Origin of the sequence: Paenibacillus kyungheensis (assembly GCF_028606985.1) — a bacterium.
GTDB classification, from domain to species: Bacteria; Bacillota; Bacilli; order Paenibacillales; family Paenibacillaceae; genus Saccharibacillus; species Saccharibacillus kyungheensis.
Window position 1 is genome coordinate 4,371,276 of the sequence record NZ_CP117416.1, and the last position, 22,365, is coordinate 4,393,640.

The 22,365-nt window shown below is 39.2% G+C and carries 14 protein-coding genes, 11 tRNA genes and 1 rRNA gene; 7 read left to right on the plus strand and 19 right to left on the minus strand.

Annotated features, from left to right (window positions below; translation table 11 throughout):
• Nucleotides 1-155: 155 nt before the first annotated feature.
• The 7 genes from PQ456_RS18905 (at nucleotide 156) to PQ456_RS18935 (ending at nucleotide 9,368) form a co-directional block, all read left to right on the plus strand.
• Nucleotides 156-1,787, plus strand: coding sequence for a helix-turn-helix domain-containing protein (locus tag PQ456_RS18905; RefSeq protein WP_273613644.1), 1,632 nt, complete (start codon nucleotides 156-158; stop codon nucleotides 1,785-1,787).
• The gene (locus PQ456_RS18910; RefSeq protein ID WP_273613645.1) at nucleotides 1,788-3,572 is read left to right on the plus strand and encodes a sensor histidine kinase; all 1,785 of its coding nucleotides are present in this window, start codon (nucleotides 1,788-1,790) and stop codon (nucleotides 3,570-3,572) included.
• A 22-nt stretch (nucleotides 3,573-3,594) separates the two neighbouring features.
• Nucleotides 3,595-4,578 (plus strand): substrate-binding domain-containing protein, encoded by a 984-nt coding sequence (locus tag PQ456_RS18915; protein WP_273613646.1) that lies wholly within the window; start codon nucleotides 3,595-3,597, stop codon nucleotides 4,576-4,578.
• A 19-nt stretch (nucleotides 4,579-4,597) separates the two neighbouring features.
• Nucleotides 4,598-5,887 (plus strand): extracellular solute-binding protein, encoded by a 1,290-nt coding sequence (locus tag PQ456_RS18920; protein WP_273613647.1) that lies wholly within the window; start codon nucleotides 4,598-4,600, stop codon nucleotides 5,885-5,887.
• A 209-nt stretch (nucleotides 5,888-6,096) separates the two neighbouring features.
• Complete coding sequence (locus PQ456_RS18925) at nucleotides 6,097-7,428, plus strand: ABC transporter substrate-binding protein (protein ID WP_273613648.1); 1,332 nt, start codon at nucleotides 6,097-6,099, stop codon at nucleotides 7,426-7,428.
• Between the two features lie 103 nt (nucleotides 7,429-7,531).
• Nucleotides 7,532-8,428, plus strand: coding sequence for a carbohydrate ABC transporter permease (locus tag PQ456_RS18930; RefSeq protein ID WP_273613649.1), 897 nt, complete (start codon nucleotides 7,532-7,534; stop codon nucleotides 8,426-8,428).
• A gap of 88 nt (nucleotides 8,429-8,516) precedes the next feature.
• Nucleotides 8,517-9,368 (plus strand): carbohydrate ABC transporter permease, encoded by an 852-nt coding sequence (locus tag PQ456_RS18935; protein WP_273613650.1) that lies wholly within the window; start codon nucleotides 8,517-8,519, stop codon nucleotides 9,366-9,368.
• A gap of 147 nt (nucleotides 9,369-9,515) precedes the next feature.
• Here the strand turns inward: PQ456_RS18935 and glmS are convergent, their stop codons facing one another.
• From glmS to rrf, 19 genes are all read right to left on the minus strand, one after another.
• On the minus strand, nucleotides 9,516-11,348 hold the full coding sequence (gene glmS / locus PQ456_RS18940) for a glutamine--fructose-6-phosphate transaminase (isomerizing) (protein ID WP_273613651.1): 1,833 nt from the start codon (nucleotides 11,346-11,348) through the stop codon (nucleotides 9,516-9,518).
• Nucleotides 11,349-12,165: 817 nt separating this feature from the next.
• Entirely contained in the window at nucleotides 12,166-13,509 is a 1,344-nt protein-coding gene (gene glmM, locus PQ456_RS18945) for a phosphoglucosamine mutase (RefSeq protein ID WP_273613652.1), read from the minus strand.
• Between the two features lie 177 nt (nucleotides 13,510-13,686).
• Nucleotides 13,687-15,297, minus strand: coding sequence for a CdaR family protein (locus PQ456_RS18950; protein WP_273613653.1), 1,611 nt, complete (start codon nucleotides 15,295-15,297; stop codon nucleotides 13,687-13,689).
• Entirely contained in the window at nucleotides 15,297-16,121 is an 825-nt protein-coding gene (gene cdaA / locus PQ456_RS18955; RefSeq protein WP_273613654.1) for a diadenylate cyclase CdaA, read from the minus strand. Before cdaA ends, PQ456_RS18950 begins: the two co-directional genes overlap by 1 nt.
• Before the next feature lie 307 nt (nucleotides 16,122-16,428).
• Entirely contained in the window at nucleotides 16,429-17,040 is a 612-nt protein-coding gene (locus PQ456_RS18960) for a zf-HC2 domain-containing protein (RefSeq protein ID WP_204827021.1), read from the minus strand.
• A 125-nt stretch (nucleotides 17,041-17,165) separates the two neighbouring features.
• Nucleotides 17,166-17,735: an RNA polymerase sigma factor SigW gene (gene sigW / locus PQ456_RS18965; RefSeq protein ID WP_069325697.1), complete on the minus strand. Its 570-nt coding sequence runs from the start codon at nucleotides 17,733-17,735 to the stop codon at nucleotides 17,166-17,168.
• Between the two features lie 304 nt (nucleotides 17,736-18,039).
• Entirely contained in the window at nucleotides 18,040-20,835 is a 2,796-nt protein-coding gene (gene ppc, locus PQ456_RS18970; protein WP_273613655.1) for a phosphoenolpyruvate carboxylase, read from the minus strand.
• A gap of 369 nt (nucleotides 20,836-21,204) precedes the next feature.
• Nucleotides 21,205-21,278: transfer RNA gene (locus PQ456_RS18975), tRNA-Gly, on the minus strand.
• A 7-nt stretch (nucleotides 21,279-21,285) separates the two neighbouring features.
• A tRNA-Pro gene (locus PQ456_RS18980) sits at nucleotides 21,286-21,359 on the minus strand.
• Nucleotides 21,360-21,386: 27 nt separating this feature from the next.
• Nucleotides 21,387-21,463: transfer RNA gene (locus tag PQ456_RS18985), tRNA-Arg, on the minus strand.
• A 20-nt stretch (nucleotides 21,464-21,483) separates the two neighbouring features.
• Nucleotides 21,484-21,558, minus strand: a tRNA-Gly gene (locus PQ456_RS18990).
• 8 nt (nucleotides 21,559-21,566) lie between these two features.
• Nucleotides 21,567-21,648: transfer RNA gene (locus tag PQ456_RS18995), tRNA-Leu, on the minus strand.
• A gap of 12 nt (nucleotides 21,649-21,660) precedes the next feature.
• A tRNA-Lys gene (locus PQ456_RS19000) sits at nucleotides 21,661-21,736 on the minus strand.
• Between the two features lie 5 nt (nucleotides 21,737-21,741).
• Nucleotides 21,742-21,816 (minus strand) — tRNA-Gln (locus PQ456_RS19005).
• Nucleotides 21,817-21,840: 24 nt separating this feature from the next.
• Nucleotides 21,841-21,916, minus strand: a tRNA-Val gene (locus tag PQ456_RS19010).
• An 11-nt stretch (nucleotides 21,917-21,927) separates the two neighbouring features.
• Nucleotides 21,928-21,999, minus strand: a tRNA-Glu gene (locus PQ456_RS19015).
• A gap of 9 nt (nucleotides 22,000-22,008) precedes the next feature.
• A tRNA-Thr gene (locus tag PQ456_RS19020) sits at nucleotides 22,009-22,081 on the minus strand.
• Between the two features lie 3 nt (nucleotides 22,082-22,084).
• A tRNA-Asn gene (locus PQ456_RS19025) sits at nucleotides 22,085-22,160 on the minus strand.
• A gap of 52 nt (nucleotides 22,161-22,212) precedes the next feature.
• Nucleotides 22,213-22,329: ribosomal RNA gene (gene rrf, locus PQ456_RS19030) — 5S ribosomal RNA — on the minus strand.
• Between the last annotated feature and the right edge of the window lie 36 nt (nucleotides 22,330-22,365).

A 22,365-nucleotide genomic window follows, 5' to 3' on the forward strand; every position in this document is an offset into this window, starting at 1 on the left:
GAACAAATTCCTACGTGATTATAACTTATAAATAAGCGATACATTATATAACATATTGCTAACTTTTTAATATAAATTATAGATCGTTTGCTCAGTAAACATCTTTTTATGTTGCTTCATGTTACAATGCCGAATGCTTGGAAGGAGAGATATCGATGTATAAAGTGATGTTAGTTGATGATGAGATGATTATACGTGAAGGTCTCAAGACTCGGATTGATTGGCAAGCGTACGGATTTGAATTGGCAGGAGATTATGCGAATGGGTTAGAAGCGCAAACAGCTATCGTTGCTGATCCGCCTGATTTGATTATTTCAGATATATGCATGCCTTTTGTTGATGGATTGGAATTGGCTGAATTTGTTCATCATCACTATCCAGATATCAAAATGATTATCCTGACAGGATTTGATGAATTTGAATATGCGAGAAGAGCGATTCGGCTTAAAGTGTCTGATTTTATTCTCAAACCGGTTACAGCCAAAGAGATTCGTGAATTACTCAAACAGATCAAGCTAGAAATGGATGATCAACGTCAATTGCATCATAATATCGATCAATTGCATACGCAATGGTCACAAAGTCTTCCATTACTTAAAGAGCGATTCTGGGAAAAGGTATTAACTTCAGGAGTCAGTCATACTGAATGGGAGCAACACCGACTTCAATTTGCTTTGCCTTCGTTGTCCTCTGCTTATCAGCTTGTTGTTATTGAACCCGATAACGATACGATAACAGATTCTTCTACACAGACTGTTCCACCTGTGCCAGCATTAGTAGATTCACTCTCTTCTATTATTCAAACTATATTACCGGCAGAGTGGGAATATACTTCGATAGTGTATCAATCCCGGTATGTATATTTATTTTCTTATCCCTCTGTAGATCACTCATCTACACCTGCAATCTTTGAACAGATCACCCAAACGATTAACCAATTCTATCAATTATCTAGCCAGCAGATCGATACATCTTTTACAATCGGTCTGGCTACCGGATGTACCGATATCACAGACATGCCCCAGCAATATGAACAAGCGATGCAAGCATTAGAGTATCGGTTTCTTTTCGGTACAGGTACTCTTTTATCTTTTGCCGATCTACAACAATCCTCCTCTCCTATACCAGATATCGATTGGGAAAAAGAAATTGTAACTCATCTTAGCAACAATGATCTAGAAGAAGCACAACGTTTATCTGCTCAGATGGCACAGCAAATGATTACCCGGCGAACATCGCCTACAGAATGTATTTTACAATTTCGTCAGATCGCTTTGCGTATCCAAGATTGGTTACAGCAATTAGGATTAGGTTCTATATTAAGTACGTTTGTAAATCAACCGCAATGGTTAACTGCTCCCACACTGCAACAGATCTTGCAAGAATGGTTTGCTGTGTTAGATCATGTGTCTGCGCATTTGAACAAACAAATACAGATCAATAGTCAGCAACATATTCAAAAAGCGATCTATTATATCGAGCAACATTATGCAGAAGCTCATTTATCATTACAAGACATCTGTAGTCATGTGTTGATGAGTACAAGCAGTTTTAGTCAAGCATTTAAGCAATATACAGAAGTGACTTATGTAGAATATCTTACTCGTATTCGAATCGATAAAGCCAAACAATTACTGCGTTTAACCGAATACAAATTTTATCAAATCGCTGAAAAAGTAGGCTATACCGATCCTAATTATTTCAGTTCTTCTTTTAAAAAACATACCGGTATAACGCCCAAGCAATACCGGGAACAGCATCGTCATGTAAAGGAGTTGTACAGATAAATGTTACGTGATCTATTCAGAATCTTTACCACCTGGAAATGGAAAAGCTTGACGACCAGCTTACTGGTTGCTTTTTCCGGTCTGATTCTGATCGTGATCGCAATTATCAGTCTTAACAATTATCGGTTGACTGTCGATGCCGCAGAACAGAATTCTCAGGTGTATATTCAAGAGATTATGCGTCAGGTGAATACGAATATCCAGACGTATATTGATAATATGGAAAATATCTCATTGCTTGCTTTGACCAATAAAGATGTGACCTACTATATTTCTAGCAATAGCTTTATCGGCAAAAATGATATTCGTCCTTATGAGAAACGTATTTCCGATTTATTTCAAAATATTCTCTACAGTCGCAATGATATCGCTTCGATTATGGTGTTTGGTTACAATGGGCGTACTGTATCTGATCGGCGGATCACTGCACTTAACCCTAATATTGATCCTAAGCAACAATCATGGTATATCAATGCGCAAAAAATGAATGGCAAATCGATCGTATCTCCCCCTCATATTCAAAATGTGATTAGTGGCGAATACCGCTGGGTCGTTTCTTTAAGTCGTGAACTTAAAAGTAATGATGGTATAACACCTGAAGGCATTTTTTTGGTCGATCTGAATTTGAGCGTTATTGATAAATTATGTAGTCAGATTTATTTAGGCAAAAAAGGCTATGTATTTATTGTAGATGGTACAGGCAATATTATTTATCATCCTCAGCAACAATTGTTGTATAGCAATCTAGCGACAGAAGAGATTCCGCAAGTGTTGACTACAGCAAGTGGTCAATCGTTTACTGCTGATGATAATAAAGGCAAACGGATCTATTCTGTACAAGATACCGGATTAGGTTGGAAAATCGTAGGCGTGACTTATAGTGATGATCTGATCGCTAACAAATCTTCGATTCAACATTCGATTTTACTGTATGCTCTGCTTGGGATCGGTATCTCTATTATCATCTCTCTGCTATTATCGTTGCATCTGACCAAGCCTATCAAACGGTTGCAACAAGATATGAAGCAAGTCGAACTAGGTAATTTTCATATTCAGACCTCTATTGAAGAAGATAATGAAATTAATCAATTGGGGCAATCATTTAATGTGATGGTCAATGAAATTAAACATCTGATGGATGAGACTGTACAGACTAGCGAACAAAAGCGCAAAACTGAACTTTTGTTATTACAGGCACAGATTAATCCTCACTTTCTCTATAACACACTCGATTCTATCATCTGGATGGCAGAACAAGAAAAGCATGAAGAAGTAGTCGATATGACATCTGCTCTTGCCAAAATGTTCCGTGCTAGTATTACACGTGATCAAGAATTAGTATCAATTCGGGTAGAGATTGAACATATACGTCATTATTTATTTATTCAGAAAATGCGATATCGTGAACAATTGGATTATGTATTTGATATCCCTTCAGATATACTGCAATACAAAACGGTCAAAATTCTGCTTCAACCGTTTATCGAAAATGCAATTTATCATGGAATACGTAGTAAGACTACACCCGGTATCATCTATATCTCAGCACGGCAAGAACAAGATGACTTGCTGTTTGAAGTGCGAGATAACGGACTTGGTATGACTACTGAGCGTCTTGCTCAAGTCAATAAGGGCACAGTAGCTACTAATACACAGCATGGGATCGGCATTGGCAATGTTAATGAACGGATACAGCTTTATTTTGGAGCAACGTACGGTATGAGTATACACAGTGTATTAGGAGAAGGTACCGTTGTGACGATTCGCGTACCTGCTATTTTGTGACCTACAGAAAGTGAGATTGAGTATGAGGAATCAACGTATTAGCTGGTGGATCGCCATTTTACTGGTAGCCGGTGCGCTGTATATTATCAGTTATTTTGTCTGGTTTACTTCTACTGCTGAAGAAGAAGGAACGATTATGATTATTCTTAAGTCCAATAGTCCTCAATCCGACTTCTGGCAGACAGTTCGTAGCGGTGCAGAAGAAGCTGCCAAAGAAAAAGGAATTCAATTTCTTGTATCCGGGCCTTTAGATGATACAGATATCAATAATCAGTTAAATGCTCTTCAAAATGCACTTGTGATCAAGCCCCTTGCTGTCGTTATCGCACCGTTAAATGATAAGCGTGTGTTGGCTGGTATTACTCGACTACAAAATGCTCGTATTCCTGTAGTCGTTATGGATACTCCTTTACCTGTTAATAATGCTCCTTCTTCTGTATCCAGCGATCATGTACAGATGGGAATGCAAGCAGGAAGAATGGCAGCTTATCAGACCAATACTTCACCTTATGTTGCGATTATCGGCGATTATCAATCCTCCAGTATTTTCAAAGCACGTGAGCAAGGAATCAAGCAAGTACTAGGCAATATGCCTCATCATCGTACTGTCACTTATTATTCAGGAGAATCTGAACAACTAGCCTATGTATTAACCAACAAATTATTAGATGAATATCCACGTCCTAATGCATTAATCGTGATGAACGAGCCCATCGCTGTCGGTGCAGCACGAGCACTCAAAGAACGTCATTTGGATTCGATAATGTTTATCGCTTTTGATAGTTCTTTTTACGAGATCGAATTGTTGGAAGAAAAAACGCTAGATGCTTTGATTGTACAAAAGCCTTTTAATATGGGTTATTTGGCTGTACAAAAAGCTCTCACTGATCCAAGTGTGCTGGATAGCCAACACTCGGTGACAATGATTCCTTCTACCGTTATTACACCAACAACTATGTATACTCCTGAAAATCAAAAGTTATTGTTTCCCTTTTATGAAAAATAAAACAGAAGGATAGGTAGATATGCGAGCAAATCGTTGGATAGATTTTCGAATCACTAGCTTGTTGATACTGGTTCTTCTATTAAGTGGTTGTAGTTCTTCTGCTGTCACACCTGTTCCTGTAGGAAATACTGAACAACAAGCAGTGATCAAATTTGTAGCCGCTGAATACAGTTCAAGCACCAAGCCTGTACTTGAACGATTAGTTCGTAATTTTATGCGTGAAAATCCTTCAATTACGGTAGAGCTGCAAGTGGTCAATTGGGATCTTATTGATGGCGTGTATACTTCGATGATTAGTGAAGGACAACCTCCTGACTTACTTAATATGAATATGTATGCTCGCTTCGGGCATGATCAATTGCTGAACAATATGGATGAACTGATTTCAGAAGATCTAAAAAATAAACTTTCTCCTCATTTGTTAAAGCTTGATCGTATTGACGGACAACAATATGCGATTCCTTATGTAGCGACTATTCGCAAATTATATTATGAACAAAATCTGTTTCGACAAGCAGGCATATCATCACCGCCACAGACATGGTCTCAATTGACCAAAGATGCTACCAAATTGAAAGCAATCGGTGCGTATGGCTTTGGTGTTGATTTAACAGATAACGAGATCCCTGCCTATTTATCTTATTTCTTTTTTGGAGCAGGTGGCGGTTGGATGAAAAATGGAAAATGGGATATCAATTCTCCTCAAAATGTTACTGGTCTGACGTATCTCAAACATTTATACACTAAAGGTCTGACTGATCCTGAACCTACAGTTACGATTCGAGACGAGAAACAGCGTATTTTGGGAGATGGGCAATTAGGCATGATGATTAGTGGTAATTATTTTGCGGCTGTTACAGAACGTGAATTTCCAAATACAGCGTGGGGTAGTGGCATGATTCCTGTAAAAGATGGACAACCTGAAATGAATTTTGGGGTTCAAGATGTTATGTTATCATTCAAAACAGATCATACGAATAAAGAAGCATTATCTACTTTTTTGGATTATTTGTACAATGACGAGAATTATGAAAATATTATCCGTCAAGAAGGAATGATCCCTGTTACAACCACTGTTGCGAATAAATTATCTTTAGAAAATCCATTGATGGAAGCTGATATCAATCGACTACAAAAAGCTTACTTTTACCCATTGCAACAACCAGAATGGGGAGATATTATGGCATTAACTCGCAAAATGGGTAATGCTATTTTATACAATGGAATCACCCCTCAAGCCGCTTTGGATCAAGTACAACAATATGCGGAACGACAACAAACGCTTTATCAAAACCCTACTCATCCGTAATATATATCACTTATATAACATATTAAGTAACTATATTTAACTTAAAGTTCATGAAATTCTATAAAATCTCGTAAAATATTCAAGATTTAAAATAATATATTCAATATATTTGCATAATCAAATCCCTTATGATAAACACAGACGCCAAATCGTTGTATTGCTAACACAAAGGCGTGATTTAAATTATCAATTAGGGGGTTTGATTTTTTATGTCATGGAAAAAAAGATTATCTGTATTAAGTGCAGCGGCATTGCTGACTGTATTTACATTATCAGGTTGTGGCAGTAGCAACGATTCAGCAAGCGGAACGGCAAGTACAGGAACAACTGCTTCATCCGGTAAAGGTCTTACTGGAGACTTTGAAGTTCAATATTTTGTAGGCGGTTATGGCGATGCCTGGTGGAAAAAAGTTGTAGAAGAATTCCAAACCGCTAACCCCGATCTGAAGATTAAAGTCAGCGCAGGACCGAAAATCAATGATCAAATGAAACCCCGCTGGATTGGTGGTAATCCACCCGATTTCGTTTATATCGATGGCGCAGGTCTGAATGCTCGTCAAATGATTGAAGACGGACAATTGGAAGACTTAACGGAATGGTACAAAACAGCCAAAACAGTAGACGGTGATCTAATCTCTGAATCTCTTACTCAAGCACCGGAAGATTACGATGGCAAAACATACAATATTCCACTCGCTTTAAGCTCATGGGGTATTTTCTGGGATCAAAAATTGTTTGCTGATAATAATTGGAAAGCGCCAACAGACTTCGATTCATTCATATCTGTAAGCAAAGAAATCAAAGCAAAAGGAATCACTCCTTTTATCCATACCGGTATTTATCCTTATTACATCAACAACTCTATTTTGTATCCAGCTATGGTATCTGCTAACAATGATGACTTTTCCATTTTGCAGAAAATAGCCGCTAATGATCCAGAAGCTTTCAAAAGCCCGGCTATTATGACTGCACTAAACCAAATTGTGACTATGCGTGATGACGGAATTATCGATCCGGCTGCTGTACAGCTTAATCATACCGATTCACAAATGTTATTCCTGCAACACAAAGATGCTTTTATCGCTAATGGATTATGGATGCCTAATGAAATGTCCAAAGATGTACCTGAAGGTTTCGACTTTGGATTTATGCCATCGATCACACAGAAACCAGGTGGTAAATCGATCGCTGTTACTTCTACAGCTACCGTTGGTGTAGCATCTAAAGCCAAAAATAAAGAAGCAGCTTATGCGTTTATTCAATTTATTTTTGCCAAAAAACAAGCTTCTCAATGGGCTGAATTAAGCGGAGCTCCTTCCAATATCAAAGGAGATATCAGTGCTTCAAACGCTCCTGCTTTTGTTAAACAAGCCGCTGAATATTTAAATTCTAAAGATACTATTGTTGTACCTACGATCACATTTAATGCTGATGTAGAAAAAGCAATGAATGATGCAACAGTCGCTCTAACTATCGGTACTATTGATCCGAATGGATGGATCGAACGGGTATCCGCTGCCGCTCAAAAAGCAGCAAATTAATAAAGATGGATCACAGGAGAGAGCCTGATGCTTATCATCCGGTTCTCTTCTGTTTTACATTCAGAATTATGAATATATGGGATTGAAAAAGGATGGTGGCTTGATGACTTCGCGGCACTGGCAACGGAATATATTTATTTTATCGTTTATTTTACCTACGCTTATTCTATACGCATTGTTTATGGTATATCCCATTATTCAAGCACTCTATTATTCTTTATTCGACTGGTCAGGTTCTTCTGAAAATAAAGACTTTATCGGTCTCAAAAATTTCGTCGATCTGATGCACGATCCGATTATGTGGCAAGCGATAGGTAATGATTATTTTCTAGTAGCAGGTAAAATGATTGGTATTATGGTTTTGGCTACTTTTTTTGCAGTATCGTTAACCCGCTTCCGGCTTAAATTTGCTTTGTTTTTCCGCTCTATTTTCTTTATTCCCAATATTATTTCTGTCGTTGTTATCGGTGTCTTATGGGCATTTATCTACAATCCGCAGATTGGATTTTTAAATTCGATTCTTTCACTGATTACAGGTACTGAAGTCAAAACCGCATGGTTAGGCTTCCCATTTCATACGATCTGGATGTTACTCCCTCCATCAATCTGGGCAGGGATTGGATTTTATATGATTTTGCTAATTGCCGCAATTCAAGGGATTCCTGAATCCTACTATGAAGCTTCTTCACTAGAAGGTGCAGGGCAATGGCATCAATTTACGCATATTACATTACCGCTGATCTGGGAACAGATTAAAGTTTCGGTATTAAATATTATGATGACTACACTGAACGGCTCATTTGTCATCGTAATGATTATGACCAATGGTGGGCCAGATAATTCGACTCAGGTTATGGGCTCTTATCTGTATCAGATGGCTTTCCAACAATATCATTTTGGGTATGGGGCTGCTATTGGCGTGATTATTTTGATTATGTCGTTAATCACAACGATCGCATTACAACGTATTATGCGTCAAGAAACTGTAGAAATGAATTAATATTGATTATTCACACAGAGATTAAATAAACCTATCGGTCTGAATTCCGCATATTGGAGCATCAGAACGTCAATCAAGGAGGAGCTCGATGGGCAATATTATGGGTATTCGCAATCCTATTATTCGTATCTTTTTCTATCTGGTGTTAGCAGTTTGGAGTATTACTGTATTATATCCGTTACTGTGGACATTGCTGGATGCGCTCAAAGACAACAAACAGTTTTATGCTAACCCACCTTGGGCTTTGCCTGATCTTCCGTTGTTATGGAGCAATTTCAGTTATGTATGGGAAACGTATAACTTTGGCAAATATTTTACTAATTCATTGATTATCACATTGGGCTCTACATTGTTAGGATTGGTATTATCTGCTACCACTGCTTATGTACTAGCACGATATCCGTTTAAAGGGAGTAATGCGTTATTTCTACTTTATATCAGTTCTATGATGGTTCCTTTTAGTCTGGCATTGATTCCGTTGTTCTTTTTAATGAATAAGCTGAACCTGATTAACACTTCTATCGGTTTGATCTTGGTCTATGCTACCACTTTGATTGCTTTTGGTGTCTTTGTACTAGTGGGCTTTTTCAAAACATTGCCGAAAGAATTAGAAGAAGCCGCTGCGATGGATGGTGCTTCTTACTTTGGAACGTTTTTCCGTGTTATGCTTCCATTGTCTCAACCGGGACTTGTTACAGTAGCTATCGTCAATATCCTCAATATTTGGAACGAATACTTTGTGGGACTGGTGCTTATTAATGATCCAGATCATTACACCTTGCCTATCGGAATAGCCGTAATGCAAGCTGAAATGCAATATCGTACCGAATGGGGGCCATTGTTCGCAGGATTATTTATCAGTATTGTACCGGTATTAATCATGTATATTTTTTTCCAGCGTCAGATTGCCAGTGGAATTACAGCCGGAGCTGTGAAGTAAGACTTCAATAGAACTCAATGATTAGATTCAATAGTAAAAAAAGCCGAGTCACAATCAGGAATGACCCTGACTGGACTCGGCTTTTGATTATATCTATCAATTTATAGATTCATCTCTACAACATAAAGTGGTGATCAGTAGCCAATACTATTCTACCGTTACACTTTTCGCAAGGTTACGTGGTTTGTCTACATCATGTTCAAGTGCTAATGAAGCGTAATAAGCAAGCAATTGCAATACAACAACAGACAAGGCTGGAGTTAATAATGGCAGTGTTCTTGGAATCGATAGTACTTTATCTACCGATTTCATTAGCTCTTCACGACGTTCTTCATAGCTCACAACCATCACTTCTGCACCGCGAGCTTTTACTTCTTTGATGTTGCTTAATGTTTTCTCAAGCACATCTTCTTGTGTAGCTAGAGCGATAACAGGAATACCTTCTTCGATCAAAGCAAGAGTACCATGTTTCAATTCGCCTGCTGCATAAGCTTCAGAGTGGATATAAGAAATCTCTTTTAATTTCAGAGAACCTTCTTGTACGACTGCATAATCCACACCACGTCCGATAAAGAACAAATGTTTATGTTGAGCGATATGCTCTGCATATTCTTTGATAATCGGTGCTTGTGTTAATACTTGCTCGACTTGCTCAGGCAATGAATCCATTGCTGCAAGAATATGAGCGATTTCTTCGGTTGTTTTGGTTTCACGAATTTCAGCCATATATAGACCCAATAGATAGAAAGCAATCAATTGAGACGTATATGCTTTCGTCGATGCTACTGCAATCTCAGGACCAGCTAATGTAGCGATCACATCATTAGCATCACGAGCGATTGAGCTACCTACTACATTCGTTACAGCAATAACATGAGCGCCATTAGCCTGTGCTTCACGTAGCGCTGCTAATGTATCTGCTGTTTCACCGGATTGACTCACTACAATAACTAATGTATCTTTTGCAATGATTGGTGAACGGTAACGATATTCGGAAGCTACATCTGTTTCTACCGGAATTTTCGCTAGACTTTCAATAATATTACGTCCTACAAGACCTGCATGATACGCTGTACCACATGCTACGATCTGAATATTACGAATATTTTTAATTTGTTCTTTCGTTAAGTTCAAGTCTGTGAAATGAACACCTTTACCGTCTTCGTTAATACGACCAAGCATTGTATCACGGTAAGCTTTAGGTTGTTCATGAATTTCTTTTAACATAAAGTGATCAAAGCCGCCTTTTTCTGCGGTAACTGCATCCCAATCAACATGGAATATTTCCCGAGAAATAAAGTTGCCTTCAATCGTCATTAATTCTACTGCATCTTCAGTCAACACAGCCATTTCGCCATCTTCCAAAATATACACATCACGGGTATATTTCAAGATTGCTGGAATATCAGAACCGATAAAGTTTTCACCTTTACCTACGCCGATAACAAGTGGACTTGCTTGACGTACAGCTACTAATTTATTAGGCTCATACTCTGTTAATACGCCAAGTGCAAAAGCACCACGCATAAAGGTTACTGCTTTTTGTACTGCTTTAACGATATCGCCGTTATATTCACGAGCCACTAAGTGAGCGATAACTTCTGTATCTGTTTCCGATACAAATACAACACCAGAAGCGATCAATTCATCTTTAAGCTCCAAATAGTTCTCAATAATACCATTATGCACAACAGAAAATTTGCTTGTTGCATCTGTATGTGGATGAGAGTTAACATCAGATGGTTTACCATGAGTTGCCCAGCGTGTATGTCCAATCCCTGCATTACCCACCAAAGGATGCTCTTCTAGCTTAGCTTCCAAGTTATTCATACGACCCAAAGCTTTAACCACTTGCAATCCTTTACTTGTAAAAACAGAAATCCCCGCTGAATCATAACCACGGTATTCCAACTTACGAAGACCATCCACCAAAATAGCTTGCGTATCTTTATTCCCAATATATCCAACAATACCACACATCGTTGTATTCCTCCGTTCGAATGTTCGTCTCATGACGTTAGTTGCACATAAGAACAGGAGTCAGGGATATACAGATCATGACATTAGAATAGATATGCACTGTAGATCATCTCTGCACTATATTTAGTTTGGAGTTCTATTATCGATAGTTATCGATTATTCAGCTTTCAATGTACATTCTATGTGATGCTGCAATCCTGCTCATGTTCTATGCACATTAGTAGTTTTGATAAAAGTAACCCTGCTATAATATGCTGATTATTCAGCTTTTTGTACCATTTTATGCACCAAACAGAATCTTTGTCGCAGAGATCACTCTCTCCTTTTAAATTCTGCTTCACGGTTTGATGCGTCACCGGGAGGCCCCCGCCGAACATTCGAACACCTCCACCTCGTCAGCTTGATCTAATTTCTCCGTAGCGATCAAGCTCTGGCGCTTAGTGAATCTTGATTCCAACCTCTATCCTCACTTTCTATATTTGAGTACGTTAGATTTCATTTACATTACAGTTTCATTACATTTGGTAACTTGTACATTATATCTATTAATCTTTTATAAAACAATGATAAAAATCTGACAAAATACTCACAAAGTAATTTCATTGCTTTTAACCCGCTATTTTGTCATAAACCAGTCACTTATACATTTCTGAAATGCGTCTATGCTCTCTAACTAACAGACTATTACTATTTAACCTTATTTATTAACCTGACGCACGATATTCGATAAAAAGAGGCTGCCTTATTCGATGTAACTGACAGTATATCTGCCAATACACATCGTCATCTGGCAACCTCGTGTTTAAATGTTACTGATTTAAACGACTAATTCTTTTTTAACTACATCTACAATTTGATCCACATATTGCTCTAATTCATTTTTGTTTGGACCTTCAGCCATAACACGGATTAAAGATTCGGTTCCAGACGGACGAACCAATACACGACCGTTGTCACCTAATTGATCTTCAACTGCTTTGACAGCTGCTGCAATCGCAGTATTGCCTTCATAACGTGCTTTGCTTTCTACACGTACATTTACCAATACTTGTGGATATTTGTCCATCATCGATTTTAATTCACTTAATGATTTACCAGAACCCACCAATGTATCAACCAACTGCACCGCAGTTAAGATTCCATCACCTGTTGTAATATAGTCGAGGAAAATCACATGACCGGATTGTTCGCCACCTAGCGTATATCCTCCACGTTTCATTTCTTCCATCACATAACGATCGCCTACAGCTGTGATTTTCGTTTCTAGAGCAAGCGATTTAGTTGCTTTGAAGAAACCAATATTACTCATTACAGTCGATACAATCATACTATCTTTCAATTTACCTGCGCGATTCATAGCATCACCACAGATACAAAGGATATAGTCACCATCAACTTCTTCACCTTTGTCATCAATCGCAATTAGACGATCAGCATCCCCGTCAAAAGCAAGCCCGATATGTGCACCGTGACGAAGAACTTCTTCTTTTAACTTCTCAGGATGAGTCGAACCGCAATGATCATTGATATTCAGACCGTTTGGTTCTGCTGCAATCGTAATCACTTCTGCACCTAATTCTTTGAAAAAGGTTGGTGCTAATTCATACGCTGCACCGTTTGCGCAGTCCATCACAATTTTCATTCCTGCAAAAGAATGAGTAATAGTTGATTTCAAATGCTCTAAATATTTGAATTTGGACGTATCGTCATTCACAATCGTACCTAATTCCGCACCGACTGGACGTGGCAATGTATCTTCTTTTGCATCCATCAATGCTTCAATTTCAAGTTCAGTCTCGTCGGTTAACTTAAAGCCGTCTCCACCGAAAAATTTGATCCCATTGTCTTCTACTGGATTATGCGAAGCTGAAATCATAACACCTGCATCTGCTTTGAGTAGACGAGTAATATAAGCTACTGCTGGTGTACTGACTACACCTAGACGGATGATATGTGCACCGATTGATAACAATCCAGCAACCAATGCAGATTCCAGCATCAGACCGGAAATACGAGTATCCATCCCGATGACCACTGTCGGCTTCTCTGCTCCGTGAGTAAGTACATAACCTCCACAGCGCCCGATCTGGTAAGCCATCTCTGCTGTTAATTCTTTGTTAGCAACGCCTCGTACACCGTCTGTTCCGAAATATTTACCCATTATTTATTGTGCTCCTTATTATTGTTCAAATTATCATTTCTAAGATTGTAGTGAATTGGTTTACTATATCGTTGATAAATACATCTATGAGAACGAATTACAATCTATTTCAGCAATCTTATCCTTTATACGCTGACCCTCACATAATGTCAATACTATACTTCATCTATCAACTGCTTATCGGTACGTACTGGGAAATACAGCTTTCGTACTTGTAGCCGCCTCTGATGTCGTACTATTACTATTAGTATTGTTACTACTGTTATCTGGAGGAATCGTTGTTGTCCCACCGTTCTCTGCTCCGGCAGACCCGTTACTTTCAGGATTCTGTTCAGGTGTGGTTCCTTCTGGAGTGGTAGGCGTTTCTTCTGAAGGAGTTGTCGTTCCCGGGTTACTGGTATCTGGTGTTGTTGTTCCACCTGTACCTGTACCCGTACCTGAATCAGTGCCACTACCTGAACCTGTTCCATCGGTAGTGCCTGTTCCTGAATTATCAGTATCCGCCGGATCCTTTGGCGTTGTATTGTCCGTTTTTTCACTGATCGTTACTGTCACTGTAGGGGTATTTGCTGGATCAGACAAAGCAATCGTATCTGGCAAAATAACCTGTACAGGAATTTTATAAGTGCCTGGCTTTCTACCGCTGATATTAGCTGATACTTCAATATCGGATGGCTTGAGTGCTTCTAATGCTTCAGGCGTTCCTTTTACATTCAAAGTCACTTGTTGATTCGCTGGATCAGTAATCACATTTGTATAATTATCACTTGTCCCTTTAAAAATAACAGGAATATTAGTGACATCTTTTTGTGAGAACGATTCTGCTGTGATTTTCACCTGCACTGTAGATGGTGCGATTCGGTCTGCACCTTCAGGAATATCTAATTTAACCGTCAGATTCGTAGTACCTGCTTCTTTAATCGATCCTAGATCGACCGTTGCTGTAATCGAATCTCCTAATGCGGCTAACGATTTCTCGGATCCATACACAGTCACTTCATTCACGCTTGCTTCTGTATTCGCCAATATCAGACTATTCGGAAGTTCACCGGTATAACTAAGATTTAGTGGCAAAGTCTTCACAGACGTCCCTATAGGCACTTCTACTTTGACGCTAGCGGGCGAGACAACAGCATCTTTAATAACTGATCCATCTTTGGCATAGACGATCAGAGACACCGTTTTGGAGACTGTGTCCGTAGCACCCTCAATATTCACAACACCTTGAACTTTCTGTACATCTTCAAGTCTGCTCTGAGGTAATGTAACGCTAACTTTATCGGTTCCATCGGTAATAACAGGATCTCCTGCTTGATTGCCTGTAGCAGGTTCGCCCTGGGTTACGATTTCCGGTACAAATGCATTAGACGTTTTCTCTTCAATGGTTACTTTAACAGTACTCGGACTCATCGATACATACTGTACACTAGCAGGCAATTCCGGAATCAATGGTAACGTCATTGTTCCTGCCTGAGTGACCTGACTTAAATCTACCTTCACTTTATAGCTCTCTGATGAGAAATATGAAGTCAAATCAGACTGTTGTCCTCTTACCTGAATACTCACACGTGTAGGATCTAATGATTTAAGCACATACTTATCTTCATCAAATCCATACGCTTGAACCTGCACGTTGTCGATTACATTGGTTCCCATCGCTGAAGAAACGGAGGTGGTGCGAATAGAAGCTGCTCCTCCATCGAGATGGACCATAACCCACAGTAGTATACTTACAACCAGAGCCAGTACTTTAGCAACTGTGTTGTTATTGATCCATTTGTCCATCATTACTTCTCCCCTCCTTTACGTTTCCAGAACGGGCTTTTTTTCTCTTTTGTTGCCACTTTTGGTTTCAAAGCATCATGCAATTTCGAGATCAAAGACTCTTCATGAATATCACGAATAACCTGTCCGTTCATAGCAAGAGACACTTGACCGGTTTCTTCAGATACGATTAATGAGACTCCGTCGCCCACTTCACTAATTCCTATCGCAGCGCGGTGTCTTGTTCCCAGTTCTTTGCTGATAAATGGATTCTCAGACAGCGGTAAATAACAAGCTGCTGCGGAAATTTGCTGACCTTGAATAATAACAGCACCATCATGTAGAGGCGTATTAGGTATAAAAATATTAATAAGCAACTCTGAACTCACCATCGACTGCATTTTGATACCTGATTCGGTATACTCGTTCAGACCTGTTGTACGTTCAAATACAATCAGAGCTCCTATTTTGCGTCTGGATAGATAATGAACAGCTTTAATCACTTCATTGACCATTTTAGTAATTTCTTCATCATCTGCTAACGTTCGACCAAAGATCTTACCACGACCTAATTGCTCCAGTCCACGTCGCAGTTCCGGTTGGAAAATAATAAATATAGCTAATACCCCAAACGTAAATGCCTGATTCATTAACCATTTTAATGTATACAAATCAAACCAACTACTGATTGCCCAGATAAACACAAGCACCAAAATACCTTTCAGCAATTGTACTGCTCGTGTACCACGAACCAATAGAATCAACTGATAAATAATATAGGTTACGATTAAAATATCAATGATATCTTTGATCGAATCTTTCCAAGTTAAGCTTGTAAAATAATCCATACTGAAACCCCCGTCATGTTCTATCTAGTGGACTTATCATCTATTATTTTCCTCATGACTGTATACACAGAAAGTAGGTTTTGTATAAAAGATTACCCAAACCTGCCACCAAATGCGCAATAAATCTATTTTTATGAATTATTTGTACCGATCCTAACTATTGTTGTGCAAAATACTACTACATCTAGGGTATAACGATACCTCTATCGTTGCAACCTACTATTTTCTTATTGTACACGTTTTATAAGCACACACGCAAAAAGACGCCTTCTTTAACAAGAGGCGCCTTTCAGGCAATAATAACAAATCAAGGAGAGGCGACTTCAGAAAACACATTTGCGATTTTGTACCAAACCCAGTCTACCGATTGATTAATACTTTGAACTTGCCCCGAAATATGCGCTGTACTTGCTTGGAATATCCCACCATCAATTACAGTGACATTTCCCTCCACATCTCCATAAATCTTAGCCTGTCCTTTTTCTATCGTTAAATTACCAGCGATCGTACGACCTTCCGGTACTATTACAGAATTTCCTTCAATAACCACTTGATCCAAATCTGTGCCTTTGACAATCATCTCAGGGCCTTCATTCCATAATGGAAGTGTTCCGAGCAAAATAATAAAGAAAGCTGCCGCTGCTGTTAATGCAGGATGTCGTTTTAGCCAAGTCCACCAAACATGTGTCTGTTTAGACTTGGGTAAAGACTGCATAATTCGAGCAGTGAGCTCATCAGATACTGGCGGCTTGCGGTGATTTACGGCGAAAAGAAGCATATCTGTTTGTTCTAACTGTTTGAATGCTATACGGCATTCTTCGCACTCAGCCAGATGCTGCTTCAATTCATCTGTTTCTTCATCCAGTAAGTCGCCGTCTAAATATTCGTGCATCAGTGAGACGGCCAGTTTGCAATCCATATGAGCCAATCCTTTCTGTTCAAATACTTTTTCGACACGTATAACCAAAAGGAAGCTGTTGAAACAGCTTCTACCTTCTTAAATACGAATCGTATTTCAATGGGTTTCATAATTTATCATTTAATTTATAGTTTAGGTTCTAATTTTTTACGTAAAAATTCCCGTCCACGATGCACACGGGTCTTAATCGTCGTAACGGGCATATCCATAACTTCACTAATTTCTTGTAAAGACAACTCTTGCAAGTATCTTAATACCATAACAGTCTTATATTTATCCGGCAAAGAATCAATCGCTTGATGAATCAATTGTTGCGTTTCTGAAAGCAAATATTCACTTTCCGGCGTTCGTTCATCCCCAGGCAACAGAGCATATCCATCTGTACCATCTTGGTCATTCAATTCTGCATCTAATGAATAACTAGGTTTACGCTTACGTAAACGATCTATACACAGATTCGTACCTATTCGGTAAATCCATGTTGAAAACTTTTGCTTTTGATCATATCGATCTAAATTTTTGTATACGCGCAAAAAGGTTTCTTGTACTACATCTTCTGCTTCATGACGATTGCTTAGCATCCGATAGCCTAAATGAAAAATTTTATCTTTGTATAATTCAACGATTTCGGCAAAAGCACGTTGATCCCCTTTAAGTGCTAGCTTCACCAATCTCGTTTCTATATTGTCCACCATCACTCCCCCAGACTTCGAACCCTATATGTATGTGTATTAATAGATTTATTTTACAATCCACTACAAATCGTAATTCAATCAGACCAAAATTGCAATCGTAATCCTGCGAATTTTAACGTTTTATACAAAAAAAGCCGAAATATATCATTATTTGTAGCAATAATGTATATTTCGGCTACTTCCAATCCATAATTGCTAGAGTTGATCATTACTGGAGGAATGATGATTGAGTTCTCTCCATTTTTATCTCTTCCATGTATCACCATTTAATAATACGTGAGATGGATTACATCTTGATTAGGTATCAACCGGTATTACGAAGCCCTGCTGCAATACCATTGATCGTTAATAACACTTCACGAAGCAAGTCTGGATTATCTTCATCTTGTTCACGCAGATTGCGTAGCTCGTTCAACAATTGAACTTGAAGATAACTGAGTGGATCAACATACGGATTACGCAAACGAACAGATTCTTGAATAACAGGTACATTATCCAAAATATCTTGTTGACGTGTAATCTGTAGCACCAGATCGCGAGTACGATTAAACTCTTCTTGAATCAATCCAAAAATACGTTCACGTTGCTCTTCATCTTTATACATTCCCGCATACTCTTTAGCTATAATCAAATCTGCTTTTGCAATAGCCATCTGTAGCGTATCCACTAGAGTAGTAAAGAACGGGAACTCTTGATACATTTGTTGAAGAACAGCCATATTTTCTTCTTTGTTTTGATAAAAATGTTCTATACCTGTTCCTGCTGCATACCATGCAGGTAACAAATAACGACTTTGTGTCCATGCAAATACCCATGGAATCGCACGTAAGTCTTCAAACCGATCACTATTTTTACGTTTAGACGGACGAGAACCTATATTAAGTTCTCCCACTTCTGGAAGTGGTGTAGAACCTTTGAAGAAACTCATAAAGGATTCATCACGGAAAATAAGATCTTGATACTTATTCAGTGATACCTCAGAGATTTCTTCCATGATTTGTTCCCATTTCTTATTGTGCTCGCCTTCAGGTTCGCCTACTTTTGCAATAATTGCAGACGTAATAAGCGCTGATGTGGCTTGCTCAAGACTACGATAAGCAATACCTTGTAAAGAATAACGAGAAGAAATAACTTCCCCTTGTTCAGTGATTTTGATACCGCCCCCTACCGTGTGAGGAGGTTGAGCCAAAATACTACGGTTTAGTGACATACCGCCACGACCCAAAGCACCGCCACGACCATGGAAAAATTTAAGTTTGATATCATACTCTGCACCCATTGCTGTGATTTCATTCAAAGCAAGGCGCAATTCCCAGTTAGCCGTCACCACTCCACCATCTTTGTTACTATCCGAGTAACCCAGCATGATTTCTTGCAAATTATTCATCGCTGCTACTGATTGACGGTAAGCAGGTAGATCCAATACTTGGCGCATAATCTGTGGTGCTGCATGTAGATCATCAATCGTTTCAAATAACGGTACTGCTTGCAGTGTAGAATGAACCGTACCATCAGGATCTTGACGGAACAGACCTACTTCTTTGGCAAATATCATTACTTCAAGAATATCACTAGCCCCTTGAGTCATACTGATCAAGTAACTAGAAATACAGTTTGTACCAAATTCTTTTTGTGCTTTGAAAATAGTACGGTATACAGCCAAGCACTCTTCTGTGCTTTCACTGTAATTCAGGTATGTTGATGTCAAAGGACGAGGATCTGTTAACAACTTGCCAAGAAGCTCAATCTTTTCTTCTTCGCTAAGTTTGGAATAATCCTCTACAATTTTCATGCTCGCTAAGATTTCAGTCAACGCATTCTCATGTTCTTGACTATGCTGACGGATATCTAATGTTGCTGTATGAAAACCAAACAGTTCTACCTGACGAATCAACTTTTTCACATATGTATTCGCCACATAATCTGCATAATGATGACGCAAGCTTTGATCAATCACTCGCAAGTCTTCTAAAAGTTCACCCATATGACTATAACTTTCGGCTGTTCCTTTTTTAGACTCATCTAATATATTATTTAATTTACGCAACATATAAGCAATTTTAATACGATAAGGTTCATTTTCATTATTCCAACTGAACTTCTTATCAATCGTTACATGTAGACGATCTTTTTGAATAGAAGATAACAATTCTTCAGAGACATCAATAATAGTCGTACTGAAACTTAATGATTTCATCAAGTCTGTCAAAATACGTTGATATTCCCGAATTGCAAGGCGGCGCTGCATTTGTAACGTTTTCCAAGTCACGTCTGCTGTAACAGAAGGATTACCATCGCGGTCTCCGCCAATCCAAGAACCAAAGCGTAAAAAGCTAGGTACATGCCATTCATGTTCTGGATAATACTTGCTCAACGAGCGTTCTAACTCCTGATACAATTCTGGTAATACATCAAATAAAGTCTCATGGAAATAATACATCCCATTACGCACTTCATCCAGTACAGTTGGCTTACGATCACGCAATTCATCTGTTTGCCATAATGTAATCACTTCGTTCAATAACTTTTCACGTAATTGCTCGCGCTCGCGGAAAGTCAGTGTAGGATTGTCTAAAAGAGTAACGTCTTCTGAAATGCGTTTATGAATATCCAGGATAGCACGACGCATAGCTTCTGTAGGATGAGCTGTCATTACCAATTCCAAAGAAAGGTCAGCTAAAATAGCTTCCACTTCATCAGCAGTAAAGTTTTTTTCTTTTAACTCTTGTACAGCGCTTTCCATAGAACCCGGTTGAATCGTTTCTCCAGCAGAGCGTTCATAATCGCGTTTACGACGAATACGGTGATTCTGTTCTGCAATATTCACCAATTGAAAATAAATAGCAAAAGCACGTACTACTTGGTGTCGATTATCAGAATCCAGATTTTTGATAAGTGTTTTGAATTCCTCAAAAACCTCAGGTAAAGCTACTGCACGCAATGATTTACTTAATTCACGAATTTTTTCAACAATATCCAAAAGTTCCTGTCCGCCTTGATGGACAAGCACCTCACCTAGAATATTCCCCAAAAAACGTACATCTCGCCGCAGCAAGTTGTTAGAATGATTTTTACTAGCATTCACTGTCAACTCAGACATGCTCTTCCTCCTATCTTTCACCGGTGTTAATTCCTCTATATGTTAACATCTTCTTAACATCATACAACAAAGCTACACTGATTACTTTAATTAATTTTGAACTTATGAATGATTATGCAAACTTTTAACCAATCAATCACAATGAAAATAAACCATATCCCACAAAATTTTCATAGTAATAATTCGTTAATTTTATCTCAGTAACAGCATTTTTTCAATGTTAGAGGTAATATCACATCTTTCGAGCAATATAGCACTTTAAATGTAAACCCAAAGTAAAAAAGTACAAAGCTAATATCAGACTATACACAAGCAATTTATATCTGTATATAGCAAAAAAAGACCGTTTCCGGTCTTTGAATTGAAAAATGGAGCGGGTGATGGGAATCGAACCCACGCTATCAGCTTGGAAGGCTGAAGTTCTACCATTGAACTACACCCGCAAAACGATCGGGATGACACGATTTGAACATGCGACCCCCTGGACCCAAACCAGGTGCTCTACCAAGCTGAGCTACATCCCGTTATGCGTTTATTCATTTGTGAAAAAATGGCGCGCCCTAAGAGATTCGAACTCCTGGCCTTTTGATTCGTAGTCAAACGCTCTATCCAGCTGAGCTAAGGGCGCATATAAATCTGTAAAAAGATTGGAGCGGACGATGGGAATCGAACCCACGACCCTCGCCTTGGCAAGGCGATGCTCTACCGCTGAGCCACGTCCGCAAAACCTATGCGCGTGGAGGGACTTGAACCCCCACGTCGTGAAACGCTAGATCCTAAGTCTAGTGCGTCTGCCAATTCCGCCACACGCGCATGTAAGAAAAATGGTGAGTCATGAAGGGCTCGAACCTTCGACACCCTGATTAAAAGTCAGGTGCTCTACCGACTGAGCTAATGACTCATAAATGGCTGGGGATATAGGATTTGAACCTATGCATGACGGAGTCAAAGTCCGTTGCCTTACCGCTTGGCTAATCCCCAATAAAGAAAAGATTGAATAAGAAATGGTGGAGATTGACGGGATCGAACCGCCGACCCTCTGCTTGTAAGGCAGATGCTCTCCCAGCTGAGCTAAATCTCCAAAAAGTAATATGACCCGTAGGGGACTCGAACCCCTGTTACCTCCGTGAAAGGGAGGTGTCTTAACCACTTGACCAACGGGCCCGATTGCGAAGCTCTCAACCGGATTCGAACCGGTGACCTCATCCTTACCATGGATGCACTCTACCTACTGAGCTATGAGAGCAAATGGCTCCCCGAACAGGACTCGAACCTGTGACAACTCGATTAACAGTCGAGTGCTCTACCAACTGAGCTATCAGGGAATAGTCACCGCTTCGCCGGATCTCTCCTGGAAACGGTCAATCGTCTTGCTTCGCTTGGCAACGTCCTACTCTCCCAGGACCCTGCGGTCCAAGTACCATCGGCGCTGGAGGGCTTAACGGTCGTGTTCGGGATGGGTACGTGTGGAACCCCTCCGCCATCATTACCAAACAGGCAGGTGTGTTGCTCCCTGAAAACTGAATCCGA